The sequence below is a fragment of the Microcoleus sp. w1-18aA5 genome, assembly GCF_036701705.1.
In the GTDB taxonomy this organism is placed as follows: Bacteria; Cyanobacteriota; Cyanobacteriia; order Cyanobacteriales; family Microcoleaceae; genus Microcoleus.
On the sequence record NZ_JAUPTE010000096.1, the window covers coordinates 1 to 24,175 of the forward strand.

The 24,175-nt window shown below is 46.6% G+C and carries 19 protein-coding genes; 10 read left to right on the top strand and 9 right to left on the bottom strand.

The features are described 5' to 3' along the window. Positions 1–294: 294 nt before the first annotated feature. A complete protein-coding gene (locus Q5691_RS24390; RefSeq protein ID WP_333216857.1) occupies positions 295–1,644 on the bottom strand; it encodes a peptidylprolyl isomerase in 1,350 nt (449 codons plus the stop codon). Positions 1,645–1,763: 119 nt separating this feature from the next. On the opposite strand from Q5691_RS24390, the gene Q5691_RS24395 reads away from it, so the two are divergent. Next, entirely contained in the window at positions 1,764–2,315 is a 552-nt protein-coding gene (locus tag Q5691_RS24395) for a peroxiredoxin (RefSeq protein ID WP_333215182.1), read from the top strand. Positions 2,316–2,813: 498 nt separating this feature from the next. Here the strand turns inward: Q5691_RS24395 and Q5691_RS24400 are convergent, their stop codons facing one another. Beyond that, the gene (locus Q5691_RS24400; RefSeq protein WP_333080611.1) at positions 2,814–3,353 is read right to left on the bottom strand and encodes a phosphate-starvation-inducible PsiE family protein; all 540 of its coding nucleotides are present in this window, start codon (positions 3,351–3,353) and stop codon (positions 2,814–2,816) included. Positions 3,354–3,734: 381 nt separating this feature from the next. On the opposite strand from Q5691_RS24400, the gene Q5691_RS24405 reads away from it, so the two are divergent. Beyond that, entirely contained in the window at positions 3,735–4,340 is a 606-nt protein-coding gene (locus Q5691_RS24405) for a superoxide dismutase (protein WP_333080613.1), read from the top strand. A gap of 102 nt (positions 4,341–4,442) precedes the next feature. Here the strand turns inward: Q5691_RS24405 and Q5691_RS24410 are convergent, their stop codons facing one another. Further along, positions 4,443–7,178, bottom strand: coding sequence for a bifunctional acetate--CoA ligase family protein/GNAT family N-acetyltransferase (locus Q5691_RS24410; RefSeq protein ID WP_333347611.1), 2,736 nt, complete (start codon positions 7,176–7,178; stop codon positions 4,443–4,445). A gap of 423 nt (positions 7,179–7,601) precedes the next feature. Here Q5691_RS24410 and pflB point away from each other — a divergent pair, with 423 nt between their 5' ends. The 4 genes from pflB (at position 7,602) to clpS (ending at position 14,224) form a co-directional block, all read left to right on the top strand. Continuing rightward, entirely contained in the window at positions 7,602–9,830 is a 2,229-nt protein-coding gene (gene pflB, locus Q5691_RS24415) for a formate C-acetyltransferase (protein ID WP_333347615.1), read from the top strand. A 374-nt stretch (positions 9,831–10,204) separates the two neighbouring features. Then, positions 10,205–10,945: a pyruvate formate-lyase-activating protein gene (pflA, locus tag Q5691_RS24420; protein WP_333347618.1), complete on the top strand. Its 741-nt coding sequence runs from the start codon at positions 10,205–10,207 to the stop codon at positions 10,943–10,945. A 124-nt stretch (positions 10,946–11,069) separates the two neighbouring features. Next, positions 11,070–13,700 carry a bifunctional acetaldehyde-CoA/alcohol dehydrogenase gene (adhE, locus tag Q5691_RS24425; protein ID WP_333347620.1) on the top strand — a complete coding sequence of 877 codons (2,631 nt, stop codon included), beginning with the start codon at positions 11,070–11,072 and terminating at the stop codon, positions 13,698–13,700. Positions 13,701–13,930: 230 nt separating this feature from the next. Beyond that, entirely contained in the window at positions 13,931–14,224 is a 294-nt protein-coding gene (clpS, locus tag Q5691_RS24430) for an ATP-dependent Clp protease adapter ClpS (RefSeq protein WP_006633998.1), read from the top strand. Between the two features lie 92 nt (positions 14,225–14,316). On the opposite strand, the gene Q5691_RS24435 is transcribed toward clpS, so the two are convergent. Both Q5691_RS24435 and Q5691_RS24440 read right to left on the bottom strand, forming a co-directional pair. Beyond that, complete coding sequence (locus Q5691_RS24435; protein WP_333347623.1) at positions 14,317–14,817, bottom strand: plastocyanin/azurin family copper-binding protein; 501 nt, start codon at positions 14,815–14,817, stop codon at positions 14,317–14,319. An 82-nt stretch (positions 14,818–14,899) separates the two neighbouring features. Further along, positions 14,900–16,018: a tocopherol cyclase family protein gene (locus Q5691_RS24440; protein ID WP_333347626.1), complete on the bottom strand. Its 1,119-nt coding sequence runs from the start codon at positions 16,016–16,018 to the stop codon at positions 14,900–14,902. A gap of 177 nt (positions 16,019–16,195) precedes the next feature. On the opposite strand from Q5691_RS24440, the gene Q5691_RS24445 reads away from it, so the two are divergent. Next, positions 16,196–16,777: an Npun_F5749 family FMN-dependent PPOX-type flavoprotein gene (locus tag Q5691_RS24445; RefSeq protein ID WP_333215192.1), complete on the top strand. Its 582-nt coding sequence runs from the start codon at positions 16,196–16,198 to the stop codon at positions 16,775–16,777. A gap of 176 nt (positions 16,778–16,953) precedes the next feature. Here the strand turns inward: Q5691_RS24445 and cysE are convergent, their stop codons facing one another. Further along, entirely contained in the window at positions 16,954–17,751 is a 798-nt protein-coding gene (cysE, locus tag Q5691_RS24450) for a serine O-acetyltransferase (RefSeq protein ID WP_242719981.1), read from the bottom strand. 108 nt (positions 17,752–17,859) lie between these two features. Here cysE and Q5691_RS24455 point away from each other — a divergent pair, with 108 nt between their 5' ends. Then, on the top strand, positions 17,860–17,988 hold the full coding sequence (locus tag Q5691_RS24455) for a hypothetical protein (protein ID WP_333347630.1): 129 nt from the start codon (positions 17,860–17,862) through the stop codon (positions 17,986–17,988). 84 nt (positions 17,989–18,072) lie between these two features. Here Q5691_RS24455 and Q5691_RS24460 read toward each other — a convergent pair whose 3' ends face one another. Continuing rightward, positions 18,073–18,555, bottom strand: coding sequence for a hypothetical protein (locus Q5691_RS24460; RefSeq protein WP_333035992.1), 483 nt, complete (start codon positions 18,553–18,555; stop codon positions 18,073–18,075). Between the two features lie 59 nt (positions 18,556–18,614). Here Q5691_RS24460 and Q5691_RS24465 point away from each other — a divergent pair, with 59 nt between their 5' ends. Beyond that, positions 18,615–18,887, top strand: coding sequence for a hypothetical protein (locus Q5691_RS24465; protein WP_333215194.1), 273 nt, complete (start codon positions 18,615–18,617; stop codon positions 18,885–18,887). 214 nt (positions 18,888–19,101) lie between these two features. Continuing rightward, on the top strand, positions 19,102–20,928 hold the full coding sequence (mrdA, locus tag Q5691_RS24470) for a penicillin-binding protein 2 (RefSeq protein ID WP_333215196.1): 1,827 nt from the start codon (positions 19,102–19,104) through the stop codon (positions 20,926–20,928). A gap of 174 nt (positions 20,929–21,102) precedes the next feature. Here the strand turns inward: mrdA and Q5691_RS24475 are convergent, their stop codons facing one another. After that, positions 21,103–22,857: a DUF3352 domain-containing protein gene (locus tag Q5691_RS24475; RefSeq protein WP_333347633.1), complete on the bottom strand. Its 1,755-nt coding sequence runs from the start codon at positions 22,855–22,857 to the stop codon at positions 21,103–21,105. Between the two features lie 62 nt (positions 22,858–22,919). Continuing rightward, positions 22,920–24,175 (bottom strand): hypothetical protein (locus tag Q5691_RS24480; protein ID WP_333347636.1); only part of this gene is annotated, 1,256 nt, incomplete at its 5' end.

The following is a 24,175-nucleotide window of genomic DNA, read 5'->3' on the forward strand; positions in this document are numbered from 1 at the left end:
ATATGGCTCAAGCCCAACGTCTGGCGGGATTTGGCCTTAAACTAATTAAGGAGTTGTTTAGAATGAAATAGCCCTGAGCATTTGAGGATTTTCAGAAGGCGGCAGAGCTTTTTAAGCTGCAGGGGAGAATGGATTCTTATCAAGATGCAGTTTCTCAAATTAGAAAACTATGGTGTTAGTTGAGTTTTCAAATTGGGGAATTGGAAATTGGGCAATTGGGCAATTGGGGAATGGGGAAGGGGAATTGGGGAATCTGTAAGGTGCGCCATAAGCACCCTACACCTATAGTTAAAGTTAGCCAATTCTCAAGGCTGCATCGGCAGGTTGAGGGTTAGGAGCGCTAGGAATCCTAGATAAAGGAATTGCAAAGGCTGCATTTTGAACAGAGGCGACAGTAGAATTTTGTACCACAGTACCAGCCGCTGCCAAGTTAATGACAGTATTGCTTCCAGATTGAGTGAATGTAGTATCGGATAAATTTCCTGTCAAAGCAATGCGATCGCCTTCCTCTGGTCTAAAATCAACTATTGTATGACTTGTCGGGGGTAGGGTAATAAAAGGAAGAGAAGCAGGATCTACTCCGAGCAAAACAAAAGTATCTGCACCACTACCTCCTGTGAGAGTATTGTTGCCTGTATCTCCAATCAAAATATCATTGCCATCACCACCAATTAAGATATCATCCCCTTGACCGCCTCGCAAAAAGTCGTTACCAGCATCACCATTGAGAGTATCGTCAGCGAAATTGCCAATCAGAATATCGTTGCCAACACCGCCACTAATGAAGTCGTTACCTTTGCCACCGCGCAAAAAGTCGTCACCGACTTCGCCACTGATGGTATCATTGCCTTGGCTGCCATTAATTGCATCATCCGTCGGTGAACCGAGGATGCGATCGTTGGCGCTACCTCCCACTACACCGCTGGGATTTTGCTGAGAGTCTTGGGAAGTGACTTGATAGTTGTTGGGGGTATTTGGCAGTCTGAGCGCTCCCAAAGATAGATTTAGGAAATTGGTACTATTAATTAAATCGTTGAGCACATTAACATCGGTAATGATGCTAGAAACCCGACTGGGGACGATTCCTTGAACGACTTTTGCAGTTGAAATGCGATCGCCCTGCTGCACCGCATTCACCGTTTCAAAACCTTGAATAACATTGCCAAAAACAGCATAACTACCATCCAAAAATGGCAACTCATCCAAAGCAAAATAAAACTGCGAAGAAGCCGAATCCAAAGCATTAGAACGAGCCATTGCCACAGCCCCGCGATTATGCCGCAACTGGGGCGTCTGGGTGACAATTTGGTTGTAAACAGGTTGCGCGGCCCCTTGCGGCTTAATTTCCAAAGGAATAAAACGCGGCTGATTGGTCTCCGGGTCAATAAAACTACCCGTTCCCAATTGACTGGCTGGAATTGTAGTATCTCTGCTGCGCGGATCGCCTCCTTGCACTACAAAAGGCTCTGGCTGACGTACAACTCGGTGAAACATCACCCCGTCGTAAATGCCGCGTTCAACTAAGTCAACAAAATTTCCTGCAGTAATCGGGGCATTAGTGCCGTCTACTTCGATCACAACGGGTTGACCGTTAATTACCTGGACTACTATAGCTTTGCCTGTTAACGGGAGTGCAGCGCTCATGGGTAAATTGCTATTTGAGTGAGTGATCTTGGGGTTTTAGAAGCAATCCGGGAATTGCCTCTACCTATTTAATCAGAAAACTGTAAACTTGTCTTAAGTACAGTTCTAATTCTAAATTTATGATGTCGCGTCGCAAGTTTTTTAGCACTTTATTGGCAATTTGTCTAGTTTTTCTAAGTTTCAATTTTGCCACACCTGCATTTGCCCTCGGCGGTAAGCTTCCTCCGGTAAATCAACCAGCGCCGGAGTTTTCTTTGCCGACAAACAGCGGGGACGGACAAGTGTCCCTGTCGGATTATCGCGGTAAGTGGCTGGTAGTCTATTTTTATCCGAAAGACTTTACTTCAGGATGTACCATCGAAGCGCGGAGATTTCAGCAAGACTTGCCGAAATACTTGGCAAAGAATACTCAAATTATCGGTATTAGCGCTGATGATGTCGATTCCCATGCGGAATTTTGCGATTCGGAAGGTTTGAAGTTTCCGCTGTTAGCTGATACGGATGGTAAAGTGAGTAAAGCTTACGGTTCTTGGATGAGTTTTATCTCAGCGCGACACAGTTTTATTATTGATCCTGAAGGTATTTTGCGTGAAACCTTTGTGAAGATTAATCCGGCGATTCATTCTAAAGAAGTGTTGGCTCGCTTGGTGGAATTACAGGCTAACGGGTAATACTATTTTAGATTTTAGATTTTAGATTTGAATAATTGGGAATGATTGATGAAGCTTGTCTTTGTAGTTAAGACTACATTCCTCTGAACTTTCAGAGGATTTTAGGCTTCACTGCAACCGTTATCAGGTTGATTTGACCTCACATCTTGCACCATTCTCAATAATCCTTTTTTGGGTGGAATCTCCCAGGGCGGTTTCATTCTCTTGTAGGGGCAATCTCTCATGAAGATCCCCGATATTTGAAACATCGATTTCATCGTCCGTGGGGGGGCGGGCACTCTTGGCACCGCCCCTACAAAAGCCTGATTTTCGTGAGAATGAAACAGCCCTGTGGGATTTCCTGCCCAGCCTACAATAAAATCTACTCTCTGTGGAACGGGCAAGATGCCCGTTCTTGACAATGGTTCAACATCTAAGTTTTACGGGAAATGATGGCTGGTAACGCGACAAGCAATATTAGAGTAAATTTAAAATCTTAAATCGCCTGTCATGCCATATTCAATGAGAATTAAACTTGCTATTGGCTACAACAGATGCGGAAGAAGATTCATTGTCTGATAGATTTCTATTTCTGCTAGCCATGCGACGTTCCGGGTCAATTCCCTCGAAGGTTGGGGGCAACCAAACTCGGACTACCAACAACACTCCCAAAACCAGCAAAAATGCGCCTGTTGATAATATTTGAACCCAGGGAGTTTCCAGCACTCCCCGCACGATGACTTCTCGCAAAACAGATACTATACAGACTTCCACAGCCACACCTATCGAAACTCTTTGTTCTTGCAAGTAAATAATTAGCAGCCGAAATAATTCCACTAAAACTAATAAAAATAGAATGTCTGCCGTCACTTGCTGAAAATTCAAAGGAGGCAGCAGCGAGAAAAACATTTCTCGCAGTTCTAGCACCATGAAACAAAACAAACCAATACATAGGGAAATGACAATTAAGTCTTGGACTGTTTCCAGAGCGGTGACGATTAATTGCAGATTCAACCATTGAGGGGGGTGACTAGACGAGTTGTTTAAACGCTTTTCCATTGACACATCCTGCAACTTGTTTGACTTTCTTACAGCTTAATTGAACTTAGGTTAATCTTTGACAATTTACAGGTTTAATCTATTTATCAGTCTCATAAAATTTCGAGCGGTTGACAATTTCACACACACTTTTATTTGTCTCCCAGGTAGCTTGACATTTAGTAATACTTTATGCTATTTGAAACCGACAATAGGTAGCTTTGATATCTAAAAAATAGAAGTCTGAATCCTAAAATGCTGCAACTGCTATAAAATATGAAAATTGTAAAGAATTATTTACCACAGCTTGATACACTCAAGCTAGTGACGGTCGGCTTTAATCATAAAAAAGCCACCAAGTCAACCGAAAAACCCAAAGTAATCCAGAGAGGATTGAACACCATGGCATTTGAACTAGCACCATTACCCTTCGCCGCTGACGCCCTAGAACCAGCTCATATGTCGGCCAACACGTTTTCATTCCACCACGACAAGCACCACGCTGCTTACGTCACCAATCTGAATAAACTGATTGAAGGGACTGAAATGGCGAGCAAATCCCTTGAAGAAATTGTCAAGGAATCTGCTAAAGACCCATCCAAAGCAGGCATTTTTAACAATGCAGGTCAAGTTTGGAACCACAACTTTTTCTGGAATTCGCTCAAACCGGGCGGCGGTGGCACTCCGACAGGAGCTTTAGCTGACAAAATTAACGCTGACTTCGGCAGCTTCGACAAATTCAAAGAAGAATTCAAGACTGCTGCGACAACTCAGTTCGGTAGTGGCTGGGCTTGGCTGGTTGTGGACAACGGCACTTTGAAAGTCACCAAAACTGCTAACGCTGACACCCCGCTTGCACACGGCCAAACTCCGTTGCTGACTTTGGATGTGTGGGAACACGCTTATTATTTGGATTTCCAAAACCGCCGTCCCGACTACATTACTAATTTCTTAGATAATTTGGCTAACTGGGAGTTTGCAGCAGCAAATTTGGCTGCGGCGGCTTAGTAGCATCTTAGTTTGAGGACTAAAGTCCTCACTACAAAACGATAAAGTTTGTAGTGAGGACTTTAGTTGTGATGAATGAGAATTATTTAACCCAACTTGCTATTAGCAAACAAAAACAGCTTTCAACATTCCTTCGCCTCGGTCTGGTTGGAGTTCAAATCCTAGTTTTTTACAGAGGCTCTGCATCTTGTAGTTGCTATTGAGAATGTAGCCAACGATCGCCTGTAATTTCTCTTCCTGACCAATTTGCAGCAGCCGCCTCAATAATTCTGTTCCCAAACCGCGCTGCTGATAGCTATCGCTAACGATCAGGGCAAATTCGGCTTGGTTTGTGCCGTGGAGTTTGCTCAGACGCGCTACTCCCAAAATCCGGTGTTCTGAGCTTTCCGGGTCTTGACGATCGGCTACTAACACCATTTCGCGATCGTAGTCAATAAAACAAATCCGGGTCAAACGTTCGTGAGCGATGCGGTGCTTTAACTTTACCATGTGAGCGTAGCGCAAATACACGCTCTCTTCCGAAAGTTCTTCGTGGAACAGCACCATCAGCGGCTCATCTTCTGGGCGAATCGGACGGATGGTGATGGGACGATCGCCCTCCGTTGACCATTTTTGAACGTATTGCGTAGGATAGGGGCGAATCGCCGTTGAAATGGGGTTTTCCGTTGTTTGCAGAACAACGCGCGCATCAAGAGCGATCGCACCTTCAGGAGAAACCAACAGCGGATTAATATCAATCTCGGCAATTTGAGGTTGCTCTACAATCAGTTGACTGAAACGAACTAATAACTGTTCGAGTTGTACCAGGTCAATTGCCGATCGACCGCGCACTCCTTGCAAAGCTTTATAGATGCGCGTTTGCTCCATCATCCGGCGCGCTAGGGTAGTATTTAAAGGCGGAAGTGCGAGCGATCGATCTTGAAATACTTCCACTAATTGTCCGCCGGAACCAAACAGCATCACCGGCCCAAATTGTGGGTCAATACTGCTACCCAAAATTAGTTCATAGCCTTCCAAATGCACCATCTGCTGCACGGTTACGCCAAGAAACGCTGCAGGATCTATCGCCCGTACCCGCTGGGCGATCGCCTCAAAGGCACTAATTACAGCTTTAGCATCGCCTAAATTTAGTTGGACGCCTCCCACATCGGTTTTGTGAGTAATCGTCTCAGAATGCAGTTTTAGCACCACTGGATAACCCAGGCGATCGGCAATTTCCACAGCTTCGGCAGCACTCGCTGCAATTTCTGTCGCTACAGTGGGAATGCCGTAAGCTGCCAGCAACTGTTTTGATTCGTACTCGGTTAATAAAGTGCGATTGTTTTGGCGGGCAGCAGTCAAAATCTTCGCCGCAGTCGCACACCCGGAAGTCTCGATTTCGCAATCAGCGGGGAGAGAAGGCGTTTCGTAGATAGCGCGCAGGTTGTATGTGTACCGCCACATATAGTTGAATAACCTGACGGCGGTATCGGGATAGGGGAAAGTCGGAATATTTGCCTGATTAAGAATTTGCGTTCCCGCTGACACTTCCACACCGCCCATCCAGCTTGCCAATAAGGGCTTTCCGAGTTTGCTGTAAGACTTGAGTTTTTCTGCGGTTTGCGTCGGATTTGTCATCGCTTGTGGCGTCAGGATGACCAGCAATCCGTCACTATTGGGATCGGGAGCGACAACTTCTAGAGTTTTGGCGTAAAGATCGCTACTAGCATCGCCCAAAATATCGATCGGGTTGTGATGACTCCACTGAGGCGGCAAAAACTCATCAAGCTGCTGCAGCGTCTCCGGTGCCAGATCTGCCAGGGCACCGCCGTCGCTAATTAAGGCATCAGTGGCGATCGCCCCTGGGCCTCCGGCATTGGTGACGATCGATAGGCGGTTGCCCTGCGGTCGCGGTTGCTTGGCCAGAATTTCTGCCATGTCGAACAAATCGGAAATCGTATGTACGCGCAACGCGCCACAACGGCGGAAAGCAGCGTTAAGCACGTCATCGCTACCGGTCAAAGCTCCCGTATGGGAAGCGGCGGCTTGGGCGGCGGCGGCGGTACGTCCTACCTTGAGAATGATGATCGGTTTGTCGATCGCCACTGGGCGGGCGGCGGACAGAAACGAACGAGCATCACCCATAGATTCCATGTACAAAACGATACTGTGAGTATGGGGATCGTCTCCGAAATACTCGATCAGATCGCCCCAACCGACATCGAGCATAGAGCCGATCGATACAAAGGCGCTAAAACCGACATTTTCCCCCAAACTCCAGTCGAGAATCGAAGTACAGAGGGCGCCGCTTTGACTGATGAAGGCGACATTACCCGGACGGGCGATCGTACCTGCAAAAGTAGCATTCAGCCCAACCACAGGATTCATCACGCCGAGGCAATTTGGGCCGATAATCCGCATTCCGCCCCGACGCGCCTCGGCCATAACTTGCTGTTCTAAAGCCTCCCCAGCCGCGCCAATTTCTTTAAAGCCAGCAGAAACAATAATTGCCCCTTTCACCCCAGCAGCGATACATTCGCGGATCACTTGTGGCACCCCAGCAGCAGGCGTAGCAATCACCGCCAGATCCACTACTTCCGGGACGCTAGCAATGTCAGGATAAGACTTGAGCCCCAACACGCTGTGGCGCTGGGGATTCACCGGAAAAACTGTTCCGCCAAACGGATTCCGAATCAAGTTCCACAGGAGAGTACGTCCGACGCTTCCTTCTCTCTCTGTTGCGCCGATTACAGCCACGGAGCGAGGCCGAAAAATCCGATCGAGCGGATGACGCTGTTCTTTCCAAATATCGTGAGCCGGATCGCTCGCAGTGCTTTGATTTCTTGAATTTATCTGCATAATACCCTTGTTCAATTAATCAGCAATTAATATTGCTCTGCTTTCGATAACAATTCTCTAATCCAATCTGAACTATTTTTCTGCTATTCTTCTGCTATTTTTCTGCTTTTTCTTCCTCTTCTTCTGGTCTTCGCAGTTCGCGACCCAAACTCTCATTGCGCGTTCCCGACCGACCCGCACTTAAACAACATTTCCGTTGTCTAACTATTAGTTCGGAATCCAATTTTGTCAGAGCTTGCTCACAAATCCCAGAGGTTGTTCTGCCTACTATCTATCTTAATTCTTCCCACGGAATTAGCAAGTCAATTTTTGTAACAAATAGCGAACTGGGTATTTAAAATATTGAAATTAAATATATACTAGATGTAGTGGTCGAAGAAGAAAAGATCGATCGCTAACAAAAAATTGAGGTGAAAGCAAGCTATGTTTGCAGAATGGCACGGCTTTACTGAAGGCAACTGGACAAAGGAAGTCAACGTCAGAGACTTCATTCAAAAAAACTACACCCCCTATGAAGGGAATGCAGAATTTCTCACAGTAGCAACCGAAAAAACCCAGCAGCTTTGGCAAAAAGTTCTGGAATTAATGAAGCAAGAGCGCGAAAAAGGTGTATTGGATGTTGATACAAAAGTTCCCACATCTATCACGGCTCATGCAGCAGGATACATCGATCGCGACTTAGAACAAATAGTAGGTTTGCAAACAGATCAACCTTTGAAACGCGCGATTATGCCCTTTGGCGGAATTCGCGTGGTCAAGGCAGGTTTAGAAGCTTACGGCTATCAGCTCGATGGGCAAACGGAAGAAATATTTACGAAATATCGCAAAACTCATAATGACGGTGTATTCGATGTCTACACGCGCTCGATGCGTCTGGCGAGACGTTCTGGTATCATCACAGGTTTGCCAGATGCCTATGGACGAGGGCGGATTATCGGTGACTATCGGCGCGTTGCTTTGTACGGTGTCGATCGCCTAATTGATGATAAAAAAACACAGCAAGAATCACTCGAACTAGACGCGATGGACGAGGCGACAATTCGTTTGCGCGAAGAGTTATCCGAGCAAATTCGGGCATTGTTTGAGTTAAAAGAAATGGCGGCTAGCTACGGCTTTGATATTGGCCGTCCGGCAGCAAATGCACGAGAAGCTGTCCAGTGGGTTTATTTTGGCTACTTGGGAGCAGTGAAAGAACAAAACGGGGCAGCGATGTCTCTCGGTCGCGTATCGACGTTTTTAGACATTTATTTCGAGCGCGATTTGCAAAGTGGCGCGAGTTCCGAAGTGGAATTGCAAGAACTGATCGACCATTTTGTAATGAAACTCCGCATGGTGCGGTTTTTGCGAACTCCCGACTATAACGCTCTGTTTTCTGGCGATCCAACTTGGGTAACAGAGGCGATCGGCGGTATCAGCGATGACGGTAGAACATTGGTAACTCGTAACAGTTTCCGATTCTTACACACCCTGTCAAACCTCGGTACTGCACCCGAACCAAATCTCACCGTTTTGTGGTCGGAAAACTTGCCGGACAACTTCAAACAATTCTGTGCGAAGGTATCCAGCGACACGAGTTCTATTCAGTACGAAAACGACGACTTGATGCGTCCTCAATACGGCGATGATTACGCGATCGCCTGTTGTGTCTCCGCGATGCGAATTGGCAAGCAAATGCAGTTTTTCGGCGCGCGAGTTAACTTAGCTAAGACTTTGCTCTATGCGATTAACGGCGGTAAAGATGAGAAGTCCGGCGACCAAATCGCGCCGCAGTTCCCACCGATTACTACCGAATATCTCGATTATGACGAGGTAAGAGCGCGGTTCCACGACATGATGGCGTGGTTGGCAAAAACGTATATCAATACGTTGAATGTCATTCACTATATGCACGACAAATACTGCTACGAACGGCTGGAAATGGCCTTGCACGATCGCGATGTTTACCGGACAATGGCCTGCGGAATTGCGGGACTCTCTGTGGTGGCCGATTCCCTGTCGGCGATTAAAAACGCTAAAGTTAAGGTGATTCGCAACGAGCAAGGTTTGGCAGTAGATTACTCGATCGAAGGAGAATATCCCAAATACGGCAATAATGACGATCGCGTAGACAGTGTGGCGATCGAACTTGTGCAAAGTTTCATGAACGAAATTCGCCAGCACAAAACCTACCGCGGCGCTGTAGCGACTCAATCGGTACTCACGATTACTTCTAACGTAGTGTACGGCAAAAAAACTGGTAGCACTCCCGACGGACGTAAAGCAGGCGAACCCTTTGCTCCCGGTGCTAACCCGATGCACGGCCGAGATTCCTGTGGGGCGATCGCATCCTTATCTTCTGTAGCAAAACTGCCTTACAGTGATTGTCAAGATGGCATATCGAATACTTTTTCGATTGTACCGCAGGCCTTGGGCAGAATGGAGAGCGATCGGACTAATAACCTAGTTAGTCTTATAGACGGTTACTTCCACGATGGCGGCCATCACATCAATGTTAACGCGCTCGATCGGCAAACATTACTAGATGCGATGGAACATCCAGAAAACTATCCCCAGCTAACAATTCGCGTCTCCGGTTATGCCGTTAATTTCATCAAACTTACCCGCGAACAGCAATTAGATGTGATTAAACGGACTTTCCACGAACGTGTCTAAATCCCAGCAGAAAAAACTCGGCGGTTGAAACCGCTGCTTGCCAAACGAAGTCCGAGCTGAGGGGGACTCAAGAAGCGCCTACATAATTGGTTCTGCATAAGTCTTTTTTCGTCTAGTTTCGCTGTTGAACCATCAGGCCAGATCCCCCCTAACCCCCCTTAAGAAGGGAGGAACAAGAGTATTCTTGAATTCCCCCGACTATCTGGGGATTCAAGGGGAACCGTCCACTTCTCAAAGTCCCCCTTCTTAAGGGGGATTTAGGGGGATCGAGCCTCAGCAACCAAAGGAAAAATTCGCAAGTTTCCAGGCTTAAGTTAACACCGAGATTCCCTCATCCCTAATCTCAAAATCCCTACCAACAAACAGCAAATTAAATGTCGGGAATTGGTCGCATTCATTCAATCGAAACATTTGGTACCGTAGACGGCCCCGGAATCCGGTTTATCGTCTTCACCCAAGGCTGTCCTTTACGCTGTCTTTACTGTCACAATCCCGACTGTCGCAATTCCCACGAGGGTAAAGAAGTAACCGTCGATTATTTAATCGAGCAAATTACAAAATGTAAATCCTACCTGCGGAAAGGAGGCGTTACAGTCAGCGGCGGCGAACCATTGATGCAGCCGGATTTTGTCAAAGAAATCTTTACCCGCTGTCATCAAATGGGTTTGCATACAGCGCTGGACACATCAGGATTCTGTGTTTTAGACGTTGCTAAACCGGTTCTGGAAATGACCGATCTGGTTTTATTGGACATCAAATCCTACATTCCCGAACTGTATTACAAAGTCACCAATGTGTCGATCGAGCCTACTTTAGCAATGGCCAAATATCTCAGCGAAATTGGCAAACCGACGTGGATTCGCTTCGTTCTAGTTCCTCACCTCACAGATGCCATCGAAAACATAGAAAAATTAGCGGATTTTATTGCCAATCTGAACAATGTGGAAAAAGTCGAAGTATTACCCTTTCATAAAATGGGAGAATACAAATGGGAACAATTAAAACTGGATTACGAACTCAGGGATACACCTCCAGCTTCACCGGAACTCGTGCAACAAACTGTTGATATTTTTCGCAGTCGCGGGCTAAATGCGATCGGAGCTAGCGGTATATAATAATTACAAGACCGCGTTCACAAGTCACAAAAAATCTAGAAATTATCTGCGTTGATCTGCGGGTTCCCTACCAATTAAAGATTGAGGCAATAATTTTCCCGAAATAAACATCAGGAAAAATAACATGAAAGTTACCAATTTAGAAGAATTAGAAGTCCTAATTCAAAAAGTAAAAGCAGCCCAAGCTGAATTTGCCACCTACACTCAAGAACAGGTCGATCGCATATTCAAGCAAGCAGCTTTAGCCGCTAATGCCGCCCGCATTCCCTTAGCCAAGGCAGCAGTCAAAGAATCGGGAATGGGAGTTATTGAAGATAAGGCCATCAAAAATCATTTTGCCTCGGAAATGATTTACAACAAATACAAAAACGACAAGACTTGCGGTATCATCGAGTCCGATCGGCATTTTGGTTACGAACGCATTGCCGAACCCGTGGGAGTGCTGGCGGGAATCGTTCCTGTAACTAACCCGACTTCCACCACCATCTTTAAGTCTTTAATCGTGCTCAAGACGAGAAATGGCATTATATTTTCGCCCCATCCCCGCGCCAAATCCTGCACGGCTGCGGCGGCAAAAATCATCCTCGATGCTGCTGTAGCGGCAGGAGCACCACCGGATATTATTGGGTGGATTGACGAGCCCACTGTGCCGCTTTCCCAAGCTTTGATGCAGCACCCCGATATCAAACTAATTTTGGCAACTGGTGGGCCGGGAATGGTAAAAGCTGCCTACTCTTCAGGGCATCCCTCCCTCGGTGTCGGCGCGGGAAATACTCCCGCCATCATCGATGAAACCGCCCACATCCAAATGGCTGTAAGCTCAATTTTGCTCAGCAAAACTTTCGACAACGGCACGATTTGTGCTTCGGAACAATCGGTGGTTGTTGTGGATGAGGTGTACGATGCAGTGCAACTGGAATTTATCAAACGCGGTGCTTATTTCCTGAATGCTGAAGAACGGGAAAAAGTGCGGCAGGTAATCTTAATTGATGGTCGATTGAATGCCGAAATAGTCGGACAATCGGTGCAAAAAGTGGCGGAAATTGCGGGTTTTGTAGTGCCGGCTAACATCAGGGTTTTGATTGGAGAAGTTGATGCTATAGGTAAAGAAGAACCTTTTGCTTGTGAAAAACTTTCGCCGATTCTCGCAATGTACCGCGCCAAGGACTTTACTGAAGCAGTAGACAAAGCCGAAGCGCTGATAATTTTTGGCGGGCACGGACATACTTCTGTACTCTACACCGCTCCGCACAATCAGAAGCACATTCGTTATTTTGAAAGCAAACTAGAGACTTCGCGGGTGCTGATTAATACGCCTTCTTCTCAAGGTGCGATCGGCGATTTGTACAATTTCCGCCTCGATCCTTCCCTTACCCTCGGTTGCGGTAGCTGGGGCGATAATTCGATTTCTGTCAACGTGACACCCCATCACCTGCTCAATATCAAAACTGTAGCAGAGCGACGCGAGAATATGCTCTGGTTCCGCATTCCTCCCAAGATTTATTTTAAGTCTGGTTGTCTTCCTGTAGCTTTGAGGGATCTTGCAGGTAAGAAACGTGCTTTGATCGTGACGGATAAACCTTTGTTTGAATTGGGATTGACTAAGGAAGTCACAGATAGTTTGGAAGAAATCGGCATCGATCACTACACATTTTACGATGTGGAACCCGATCCTTCGCTGGCTACTGTTCGCAAAGGTTTAGAAATCTGCAATAGTTTCCATCCCGATGTGATTATTGCCTTTGGTGGTGGCTCACCGATGGATGCTGCTAAAGTAATGTGGCTGATGTACGAGCATCCAGAAATTGAGTTTGAAGGATTGGCGATGCGGTTTATGGATATTCGCAAGCGGGTATACGAACTGCCGCCTTTGGGTTCAAAGGCAATTATGGTGGCAATTCCAACTACTTCGGGAACGGGTTCGGAAGTCACGCCTTTTGCGGTTGTTACGGATGAACGATCGGGGATTAAGTATCCGCTTGCAGATTATGCTTTGACTCCGAGTATGGCGATCGTCGATCCAGAACTTACACTGAATATGCCCCGGAAACTGACTGCTTACGGTGGCATTGATGCGCTAACCCACGCTTTAGAAGCTTATGTTTCTGTGTTGGCTTCTGAGTATACAAATGGTTTGGCTTTAGAAGCGATTCGTTTGCTGTTTAAATACCTGCCCAGCGCTTACAAAAATGGTGCTAATGATCCGAAAGCGCGGGAGAAAGTACATTATGCTGCTACGATCGCCGGGATGGCATTTGCTAACTCTTTTCTGGGGGTTTGTCACTCAATGGCTCACCAATTAGGTGCAACTTGCCATGTCCCTCACGGTTTAGCGAATGCGCTGATGATTTCCCATGTAATTCGCTACAATGCAACGGATGTTCCGTTCAAACAAGCGATTTTTTCTCAAAACAAGTATCCTAACAGCAAGTGGCGTTATGCTCGAATTGCGGACTATCTGAATTTGGGCGGCGATACAGAAGATGAAAAAGTTGAGAAGTTGATCGCAGCGGTGGAAGATCTGAAGCGTCAGGTAGATATTCCTAGCACGATTCAGGAGGCGATCGCCAGTCAGGGAATGAGTGATGATTTCTTTTTTGCTCGCGTTGAGGAAATGGCCGATCGAGCTTTTGACGATCAGTGTACCGGAGCTAACCCCCGCTATCCGCTGATTGAAGATTTAAAGCAACTTCTGGTGCAAGCGTATTCTGACGCTGACACTTCTGAACTCAATCGAGAGTTAACTTTAGTGTAATCGGCGCGGTGCAATAGATTTCTCCCGAAAAGCCTGTCAATGGGGGGCAGGGTGTCTAACCCCTAATCCCCACAAGACTTTCTGGAGAAATCTAACGCAGGGTTCGGTGGTGAAAATAAACCCCGAAGCAGATCAAAATACCAAGTAGGAATTGAAAAAATCTGAAATTATGTTATGATTTTAGAGGTAACTATTTTACGAATTTTGTAGTTTCAGTGGCTGTTCGCGCGATGACCTCTTCACCAACCATAGCACCCGTTCGATCGAGTCAAGTTACCCGCAAACCTTATCCCAACTATCGGGTAATAGTCCTCAACGACGATTTCAACACTTTCCAGCACGTTGTGGAATGTTTGACGAAATACATTCCAGGCATGACGAGCGATCAAGCTTGGAAACTCGCCAACCAAATCCACCACGAAGGCCAAGCCACCGTCTGGGTTGGCCCGCAAGAGCAAGCAGAACTTTATCATATGCAATTGAGCCGTGCAGGACTGACAATGGCTCCGCTAGAGTCTACTTGATAAGTGTCTAGATGGCCGAAAGTTCGATCGATTGTTTGTCGCTAATTAATCGGAAATTGATAGGATGTCCGGTGAGGCGACGGAGATTGGGGTTAAGAGGCGATCGTAATTTTGCCAATCATCCCCGCTTCCGTATGTCCGGCTACCGTACAGCGCAGGTTGTAACTTCCCGATTTCATCGGCACAAACACCCATTCTGCCATAGCGCCCGGTTTAAGTTCCAGTTCGTGAATACTTCCTTTAATTTCTACCTTACCCGCTTCAACTTTTTGAGTCCAACTCGCATCAGCAAAGTTTTTGGCAGTGAAATAATGTTTCTGCGAACTGGGATTTTTCAGCACTAATTTATAGCGCTTGCCCGATTCAAATTCTAGCTGATTGGGAAAAAATTTGAGTTCCCCAGCTTCGTTACCTAAACTAACAGTAATTTCGGTGACTGGTTGGCGAGACAAATCACCGGCCGCACTAGCAATTGCCGCCGGCATCAAGATTGTGCTCAAACATAAAATTAGTCCCAAAAGTGCCTTGAGAGCTTGTTGTAACCGCTGGCTGCGGTAGAATTTGCCTAATTGCAAACCGAGTAAATTGATCATGGCTGTTATGAATCCTGTTAACTATTAACTGACTAATAAATAATGACTAATGACTAATGACTACTGACTACTGACTACTGACTTAATTCGATCGCCAAACTTCATCCCAAGGCCCGCCCCCAACTTCCAAACCCGATAAAGAACTTTGAGCCTCTAAGATAATTCTAGAACGCTGCTTGCCATTGTTTTCAACTTTTCCCCCCAACAACTCTCGCAGTTGCAAGCGCAATTCGCCGTGCGTCGTATCCCGGCAGCAAAAAGCCATACCTTTTTCTGTCGGAGTTCGCACATAAGTACCAGAACTGTTTGTAGTGCCAATTAACTCAACTTCAAACTGACTATTTCTAGCCTGCATTTTCCAGCTTCCCCAAGGCTCAATATTCCAACTAACTTCCGAATTCCAAGGCACAAATTCGTAAAATTTGCCTCGGTAATGCAGACAAATCATTGCTACCGATTCCATCCACCACAGCACGCCCCGCTTGCCGCCACCTGCGGTTAAAGCTAAATCCTTTTCGCCTTGAAAAGAATTGCAATTAATCCAAAACCACTTTTGCGGAAAAGCACCGCCCCAGTTTTTTTCGCTGTAAGCGGGAGCATCTTTAAATTCGTAGCGTTCGCCATTCCAATCAATCCAGCCCGTGGCTAAACCGTGAGCCATTAAAATTTGCCATCCAGGCTCAAATACGGGAAGAAAAGATAGCATTCCTGCAGTAGATTTCTGGAGTTCCTGAGAGTTACCCCAGCCATAAATAGGTTGAATTTCGTACTGCCAAAAACAGTGGCTGCCACTTCCCGGATCGTGCAGATAACCTTGATTTAAAGTAGCAGTAGCTTGATAGCCTTCTTCGACGCGGCTGTCGAATACTTGCGGCTCTAAATATTGGGGTTTAATTTGTAAATCTGTTTTGCCCCAATGTCCGAAACCTAAGCTTTCTCGATCCGCCCAAAACTTATTTACATTGGGAAAGGTGCGACACAAATAGCTATCTTTCGGGCCGAGAATCTGAGCTGCACCGCCACTGTAAGGTTGACCGCCTCTGGGATCTTCGATGGAATACATGAATGCAAAGGATTCTCCGTGAATCGGTAATGTTATTCTGTAGTACCAGCCTTCAAAAAAGCGGCGGGAACTGCCGTCCCAGTGGTAGCCACTGTGGGGAGTTTCAATAGTTTTGAGTTTTGAGAGTGAATTTGACATAGAATTACCAATAGCAGAAAGAAGAGTCATTAGTCATTAGTCATTAGTCATTAGTCAGTAGTCAGTAGTCATTAGTTAACGGTTAACAGTTAACAGTCAACGGTTAACAATGCCCAATACCCAATGCCCAATTCCTAATGGCTAATGACTAATGACTAATATGATAGGTTATTAATTATGTCTTTAGCACTTTGGCGATCGCCCTTAGCTCGCGCGCTCCACCGCAATCGCAGTCTTGCTTTTTCCCGCTACTTGCAACTAGCAACGGTTCGGGCTACCGGGCGACCGGCTAACCGCACTGTGGTGTTTCGAGGCTTTTTAGCAGATACTAATCACTTAAAGTTTATTACAGATATTCGCAGTCAAAAGGCAGAGGAAATTAACCTCTATCCTTGGGGGGAAATTTGCTGGTATTTCCCGAAAACTCGTGAACAATTTCGGATTGCTGGAAAGCTCGTTTTGGTAGGGGCAGATTATCCAGAGGCAGAGTTGTTCTCATTGCGGTGCACAACTTGGCAGGAGCTTTCTGAGGCGGCTAGAGCGCAGTTTGCTTGGCCGCAGCCGGGGGATGACAAAGCCGAGGCTAGTGCTTTTGATTCTGCTTCCCCAAATGCGATCGAGCCGCTGCCTAATTTTTGCTTGCTGTTGTTGGAACCGGAAACGGTGGATTTGTTAGAGTTGCGGGGGGAACCGCAAAACCGATCGCTTTATCGGCGCGACGGGGAGGGAAATTGGTCTGTGCGATCTGTTAATCCTTGAAAAAGAAGTCATTAGTCATTAGTCATTAGTCAGTAGTCATTAGTTATTGGTTATTAGTTATTAGTTATTAGTTATTAGTTATTGGTTATTGGTTATTTGTTGTCAGTTCCAATGCCCAATGCCCCATGCCCCATGCCTAATGCCCAATGCCCAATGCCCAATGCCCAATTCAAATTTTAGATGCCGGTGCCGTCAAAAAACTCTTGAATTGCTTTATCTTTTAACTGACAAGTGGTAGCAACAGCTAATTGGGTTTTTTCAGCTACAGCTACATTGCTGGTTTGATTTAAAGTTGGGAATCCTGAAGGCGAATTGGGAACAGAATTTAAGGAGACAGATGCTTGAGGAAGCAAACTTTTTACTTGCTGTTCGAGGGATTCGATACGATCGAGCAAAGAGCGAATTACCACAGCTTCCGAATCCGGCAAACTGCCGTGTTCTAGGGGATTGACGCGCACTCCCGATCGATAGACGATGCGGCCGGGAATCCCTACCACTGTGCAGTCAGATGGTACGTCGCGGAGTACGACGGAACCGGCGCCGATGCGGACGTTATTGCCAATTTGCAGATTGCCGAGTACCTTGGCGCCGGCACCGACAACTACGTTTTCGCCGACGGTAGGGTGACGCTTGCCGCTTTGTTTGCCAGTACCGCCAAGGGTGACACCTTGGTAAATTAGGGCAAAATCGCCGATAATCGCTGTTTCGCCGATCACAACCCCCATACCGTGGTCGATGAATACGCTTTTGCCGATGGTTGCCCCTGGGTGGATTTCAATTCCGGTCAAAAAACGAGCAATGTGGGAAATCAAGCGGGGGATGAAGGGAAGTCCCAACACATAAAGCCAGTGTGCGAGGCGGTGCAGCACTAGGGCCTGAAGACCGGGGTAGCAAAACAAAACTTCCAGCCAGTTGCGAGCGGCAGGGTCGCGATCGAAAATTATACTGAAGTCAGCTCTAAGAGTCTTTAGCACTTTCGGAGTTACCTATTTTGGTTAAACACGCCACTTTCGATTTTACATTTTACTGGATGGCGGAAGTGAGCGGTCGATCGGGAGATTGGGTAGTGGGAGATTAAGAGAGTGGGAGATTGGGGAAATTGGGGCATGGGGAATTGGGAATTGGGCATGGGGCATTGGGAATTGGGCATGGGGCATTGGGAATTGGGCATGGGGCATGGGGCATGGGGCATTGGAACTGACAACAAATAACCAATAACCAATAACAAATAACAAATAACAAATAACAAATAACCAATAACTACTGACTACTGACTACTGACTACTGACTACTGACTATTCCTGTACTGAGATTGTATAGTTAGACTTGACTCCGGGTTCGACAGTACCTACCCAAATCCTGTAAGAGCCTGCTTGCCAGTCAGAATCAAGTATGCCAGCATCTTTATTCTGACCTATATCGTCTCCGCAGCGCACCGCATTACCGGGGCCTTGTACGAGTAAGGTTGTGTCCTTGCCTCCGCTGTTGACTTGGAGCGTGAGTTTTGAAAATTTTTGCTGCAAGACTATGATGTGGTCGGGAGTTGGGGTGGCAAAACCCAAACATTTGTTTTTGTGGCGATCGGCGTTGGCTATGACAGATAGAGAGTACGATCCGCCTGTAGAACCTCTCAAAACTGCTGTTGGGGCTGCAAAACCTCGCGATAAAGTTAAAGTGCCGAAATTGGCTGTTTCTGCTAAAACTGGTAGGGCGGCGATCGCGGCGATCGCAGCCAAGAGCGCACCGTTTTTGAAATTGGCTCGCTGATTAAACAACATGGTAATACTCCTCGGTCACAACTTAAAATCACAACTCAGAATTTACCCATCGCAGCCCCTTGAATACAAACTATGGAGGAAGAATAATTTTTAAATTAGTTCAAAACCTCCTGGCTTCTCTTCCTTATGTCTATCAGGACAATCCGTGTACGATCGCGCTCGGTTGTGCCAGTCGGATTTCTGCCACAGGCGATCGACTCATATCCGAAATTGTACGGTGTCAAGATGATAAATTTGATACTCCTAGCATTCCTGTTGGCGATCGGTTCCCTATTGACACAGGCCTTGGTATTGTTACCTATAGGTCTATCTGGCTGGCTCCACCTCCCTAATTGGCTGAGCCTGACCTTGATTTTTCTGGGTATTTCTTGGTGCTTGGGGGATTAGTGAGCAGTCATGAGTTAATTAGTGATTAGTCAAAAGTTAACGCTTAATCATTCCGTTTCCCCCAACGGGCAAGGCACGATCGTCCCCGGTTTGATGATGTATACTTCAAAATTGACAATTCAAGAATCTAAAATCTAGGATTTGACATCTACCTATAGAATGATGCAACGACAAGTTTATTCGATCTCAGCATTTCACTCTTCTGACAAAACCCTGGCGGAAACTCCTAAGAAACAGGAGCGTCCGATACACCGGGCGATCGTGTTAATGCTGGTGGCGACCGGTTTGCTGGGCCTGCACGCTAGTCGGCTGGTGGAATTGCAACTGATACAAGGGAAGCAAAACCGGGAAAGAGCCGAAAACAATCGCGTTCGCCTAGTTCCCATGCCGGCGAATCGCGGACACATTATCGATCGCCAAGGCAAGTTACTAGCGGCAAACAATTTAGCTCGATCGGTATACTTGTGGCCGAAAGAACAAACGTCGGAAGAGTGGAAAGCGACAGCAGAAAAGTTGAGTCCGTTGGTTAAAATCCCGGCACAAGAAATTTTAAAAAAATTAAAAGAGGTCGATCCTCAATCCTACAGACCGGTGCGGCTCAAGCAAGCAATGCCGCCAGAGGTGTTTGTGCCACTAGCAGAAGAGGTGGGACAAATGCGGGGAGTGGAAGTGCGGCCAGAAGCGAACCGCTACTATCCCGAAGGCAGTTTGGCCGCTCACGTGATCGGATATATTGGCGAAGCTACCGCAGCAGACTTAGAAGATCATCCCGAATATCCGATGGGGATGATTGTCGGTCAAATGGGCATAGAAGCGAGCTCAAACCAGAAGATTGCCGGAGTTTGGGGCGATCGGCTGATCGAGGTAAATGCCCAAAATCAAGAATTGCGACTGATGGGAGATACACCGCCCAAACCCGGTGAGGCGGTGCAGCTAACCATAGACTTGTCCATGCAAAAAGCAGCCGAAAAAGCCTTGGGGCAGCGCCGGGGAGCAGTAGTGGCGCTGGATGTCAAAACCGGGGCGGTATTAGTTATGGCCAGCCACCCGACTTTTGATCCCAATCTGTTTACGCGAAAAATCACTAAGGATGAGTGGAAAACTCTTCAAGACCCCGAAAATCCATTTTTGAATCGGGCCATGCAAGGCTATCCCCCCGGCAGCACCTTTAAAATTGTGACTTCCGTCGCGGGCATGGAGTCGGGCAAATTTTCGCCGGACTCAATTCTCGGTACTTCTTCTTACATTACTGTGGGGGGAATTGATTTTAACGAACACAGCGGCGGTTACGGCGACATCGGCTTTCGGGATGCTTTGGCTTTCAGCAGCAATACATTTTTTTATCAAGTGGGGATTAGTACGGGGCCGGAGCAAATTTCTAAGTGGGGACACCGCCTGGGAATTGGCAAGGATACGGATTTGAATCTTTTGGGGCTAGGTGGCGGCGATTACGGTCAAATCCCGACGCCGGAGGAGAAGGAAAAACTTTATAAAGAACCTTGGTATGCGGGTGATACGGTAACGATGTCGATCGGTCAGGGGTTGGTGTTGATGACTCCTTTGGAGGGGGCGGTGATGGTGAGTTCGATCGCTAATGGCGGTTATCGGGTGAAGCCTCATCTGTTAACTTCTATGACCGGCACAGCGGAGACTAAACGGGTACATACGGGGATGAAACCTTCAACCATTCAGGTGGTGAAGGAAGGACTGATCGCGGTAGTTGCCCAGGGTACGGGACAGGGGATGAATGACGGTACGATTCCACTGACGGCGGGCAAAACAGGGACTTCGGAGGTCATCGGACAGGAGGATCACTCTTTGTATGTCGCCTTCGGGCCCGCTGACAAGCCGGAAATTGCGATCGCCGTGATTGTGGAAAATGGCGGTTATGGTTCTGTTGCCGCGGCCCCGATCGCCAAAGAGGTGTTTCAAGCTTATTTTGGGCAACAGAAAAAGGGGAAGCAGTCAGTAGTTATTAGTCCTTAGTCCTTAGTCCTTAGTCAGTAGTCATTAGTCTTTAGTTATTGGGAATGGGGAATGGGGCATAGGGAATTGGGCATAGTTTCTTCCTTCTTCCTTCTTCCTTCTTCCTTCTTCCTTCTTCCTTCTAACTAATGACTACTGACTAATGACTACTGACTACTGACTAATGACTACTGACTAATTCAGCCGCATAAATATAGTAGCTTTGCGAATTCCTGTTATTTCTCCCGTACTGGTGACAGTAAGCGATCGCAAGTGATCGAACAATGGTCTTGCCGAAAGTTCAATTAACCTCAACAGCGGGATTTGTTTTTCCCAAATTGGTCTGCTGGAGGGCCAGTCTAAATAAAAATAGCCGTCGTTAGATGGCGGTAGCGGTTCAATGCTGGTTTGAAAATCTTGATTGGCAAATAAAGAGCCTGTTTCTGCTGCTTCTAGTGCTGCGTCCATTGCTTCTACTGAAGTGGTGAAAATTTCGTATTTGCCGACGCTGGCTCGTACTCCTTTTGCCTCGGTTTCGATCGCACTTTTTCTATTATTTTCTTCTCCATAATTTGGGTTTGTTGTCAACTGCGTCCAAGCGGTAATTTTCTGATTTCTGAGAGTGAAGCTGCCGATGCTGTATTCTTTGCTGCGGGCAATTTCATCGAGTTTATCGATCGCCTTTTGGGAATCAGGAGATTTTTCGGCGGCAAAAATCCAGTCAGCACTATTTGAGGAATTCGGAAGCACTGCTAGAGCGTATTCTCCTTGTACCCAGTTAAATATATCCTGTGGCAGGTTGACGCCCCAAACTTGCTGAATATCTGCGAAAGTGCGATCGACTAAATTTGAGACTTCTGCATTAGTGGAAACCGCCGATGACAAATCAGCCCAAAAATTCCTTAAATCGGTGCTGGCGACCGCGAAAGGACTGGCTGAGGGAATGTATTGCAAGGCTTGCACAGGTTCGGAGAGTGTTGGAGAAGCTGTGTTTTCTCGCGATGTCACTAAAGCAGTTTGAGCCAGCAATCCCCGTCGGTTGACTCCGACAGCAACTGCGAGAGAATTAAAAAAAACTTGGAGATTTTGCTCGGTTGCTGATTGCGGGAGATTGACAAATGCTAAAGCGATTCTGCCTTGATTTAGCTGCTGCAAAGCTTTCTGATATTCGGGGGTATTGTTGAGAGTTAGGTTGGCTGATTCAACGTTATTAATTGCATCTCGAATCACATTTGGGCTATTGGCAAATAAAACAAAATTTTGGTTATTCCCAGAATTTAAATGTCCGTTGATGGCTGCTGTTGCGAAGCTGGATGGCAACTTGGAAGTCGGCACAGAAAACTGGTTAAAAGGCGAAAGTGAAGCAGATTTTTTCTTGGTTATGGGTGCTTGTTTATAATTAATTTTCACGCCTTTATATATTTCCGACTGCACTGTTTTATCGGCACGAGATTGTTGGCGCCAGTAGGAGTCGAGAAATTTTTGGCTGCGATCGACCTTTTGGGAGGAAACCGCCAGCAAAAACCCGGCTTGTTGGCCGTTGCTGCTGTCGCCATCGAAATCTGGCGTTGTAACGGCGAGGGTTATTTCGTCACCTATCCAAGGTTGGATATCTCGACTGTAATCGAGGCCTGTATTGCCGAGGAGACTTTTTTTGATTTGCTCAAATTCTGCGTGCGATCGACTTCTTTCTTCGGGAGTGGCAAAAACTTGTCGCAATGCTTCGATGCGATCGGGATTTACCAGCATTGAAGCTAACAAAGGTGCTTGTTTCGAGACAAACACAGCCGCAGCCGGAGTAGTTGTCGGCCCGCCAGCGAGCAAATTCAGGGGAGTTTGAGTTGTCAGCCAGTAAAAACCCCCCGCACTCAAGCCTAAGAGTGCCAAGACGCCAGCAATGAGGAAAGAAAAGAACGATCGCAATTTCATCGGCAAATGACAAATTACCACAGTCTCTGATTATACACCCAGAACCCGGACTTGTTTAAGAAGTCGGGGTTCTCGCCACATTGTTAGTTTTCAAGTGTATTGGGTAATCTAGCTATCAGATTTTCCAGCGATAATTGAGGCAATTCTGACAGCAGTAATGATAAATTTTCTGGGGATAAGCCGAGCAAATTGGGGATGAGATTAACCGGGCGTTCTTCTTGTCCTGATTGGCTGAAGCGGTTGTTCAAAACACTTTCCGCTAGCAAATTTTGGACTTGTTGGCGATCGGTTTGGGCGATCGGCAGCATAGATAATTGGACTAACAACATAGTAAACTCGGCAGTAGGTAGAGCCGATACCGGGCGCAAAAAGGTGACAGTTAGCGGGTCTAACTCCCCAAATCTTACCTGCAAGAAACTCTCTAAAATTAACCGCTGTCCTTGTTCTCTTCCTTGCTCAAGACCTTGTTCTCTTCCTTGCTCAAGACCTTGTTCTCTTCCTTGCTCAAGACCTTTTACAATACCTTGTACAAGACCTTGTTCTCGTGCTTCTTGTAACTTTTGTTGAAAAAGGGGTACGATCGCCATAACTAACTCCTGATCTTCATCATCCATTGTGGGATTAGTTGGTGTATTCGCTTGCAAATTTTCCTGCAAGATGTAAAGTAATTGTAGCGCATTAGCTCGAATTGAAGCATCAATGGGAAATGCAGTTAATTCCGCGATCGCCCCTTGCTGCACCCTGCCCCTACCCAACATCCGCAACCATATAGTCTCTGGAGTCCTCGGTAGCTGGTGAATAGCGATTAACCCAACTCTCCAAACCTCCGATAAAAAATAAATTCCCCTCCCCCAGCCCTCAGACTCTTCGGAAGTCCGAAAACCAAAACTATTTAATAAAGCTTCCGAAGCAGTGGGAGTGAGAATCCACAACATCGGTAATTGTCTTTCCTCAAAACGTTGATTTTCTCGATTAGCCCGCCGCCCCAGTTCTGCCCTACTATTTAATAACTTAACGACACAGCTAAAAATTCCCTCAGCAGTCACAGGATTGCGAAACGGTTCAATTATCGCCGCCGTTGCAGCCATTTTACCTAACAAACCCAAACTTTGGACATATTCATATTCGCTCTCAAAAGAAGTTGGTTGAAACCAAACATCAATTTCTCTAACTTCAGCAGTGACATTTTTGCTCGTTTCTACTTCTCCAAGAGGCGACAATAACTCTTGCAGGTATTCTTTTGCAAACTGATCGTGGGGAAACTTAGGAATGAAAAATAAATAACTTAATGAATTACTCAGGTTGGGGTACGGCTCGATAATTCCATTTGGGCAAATAT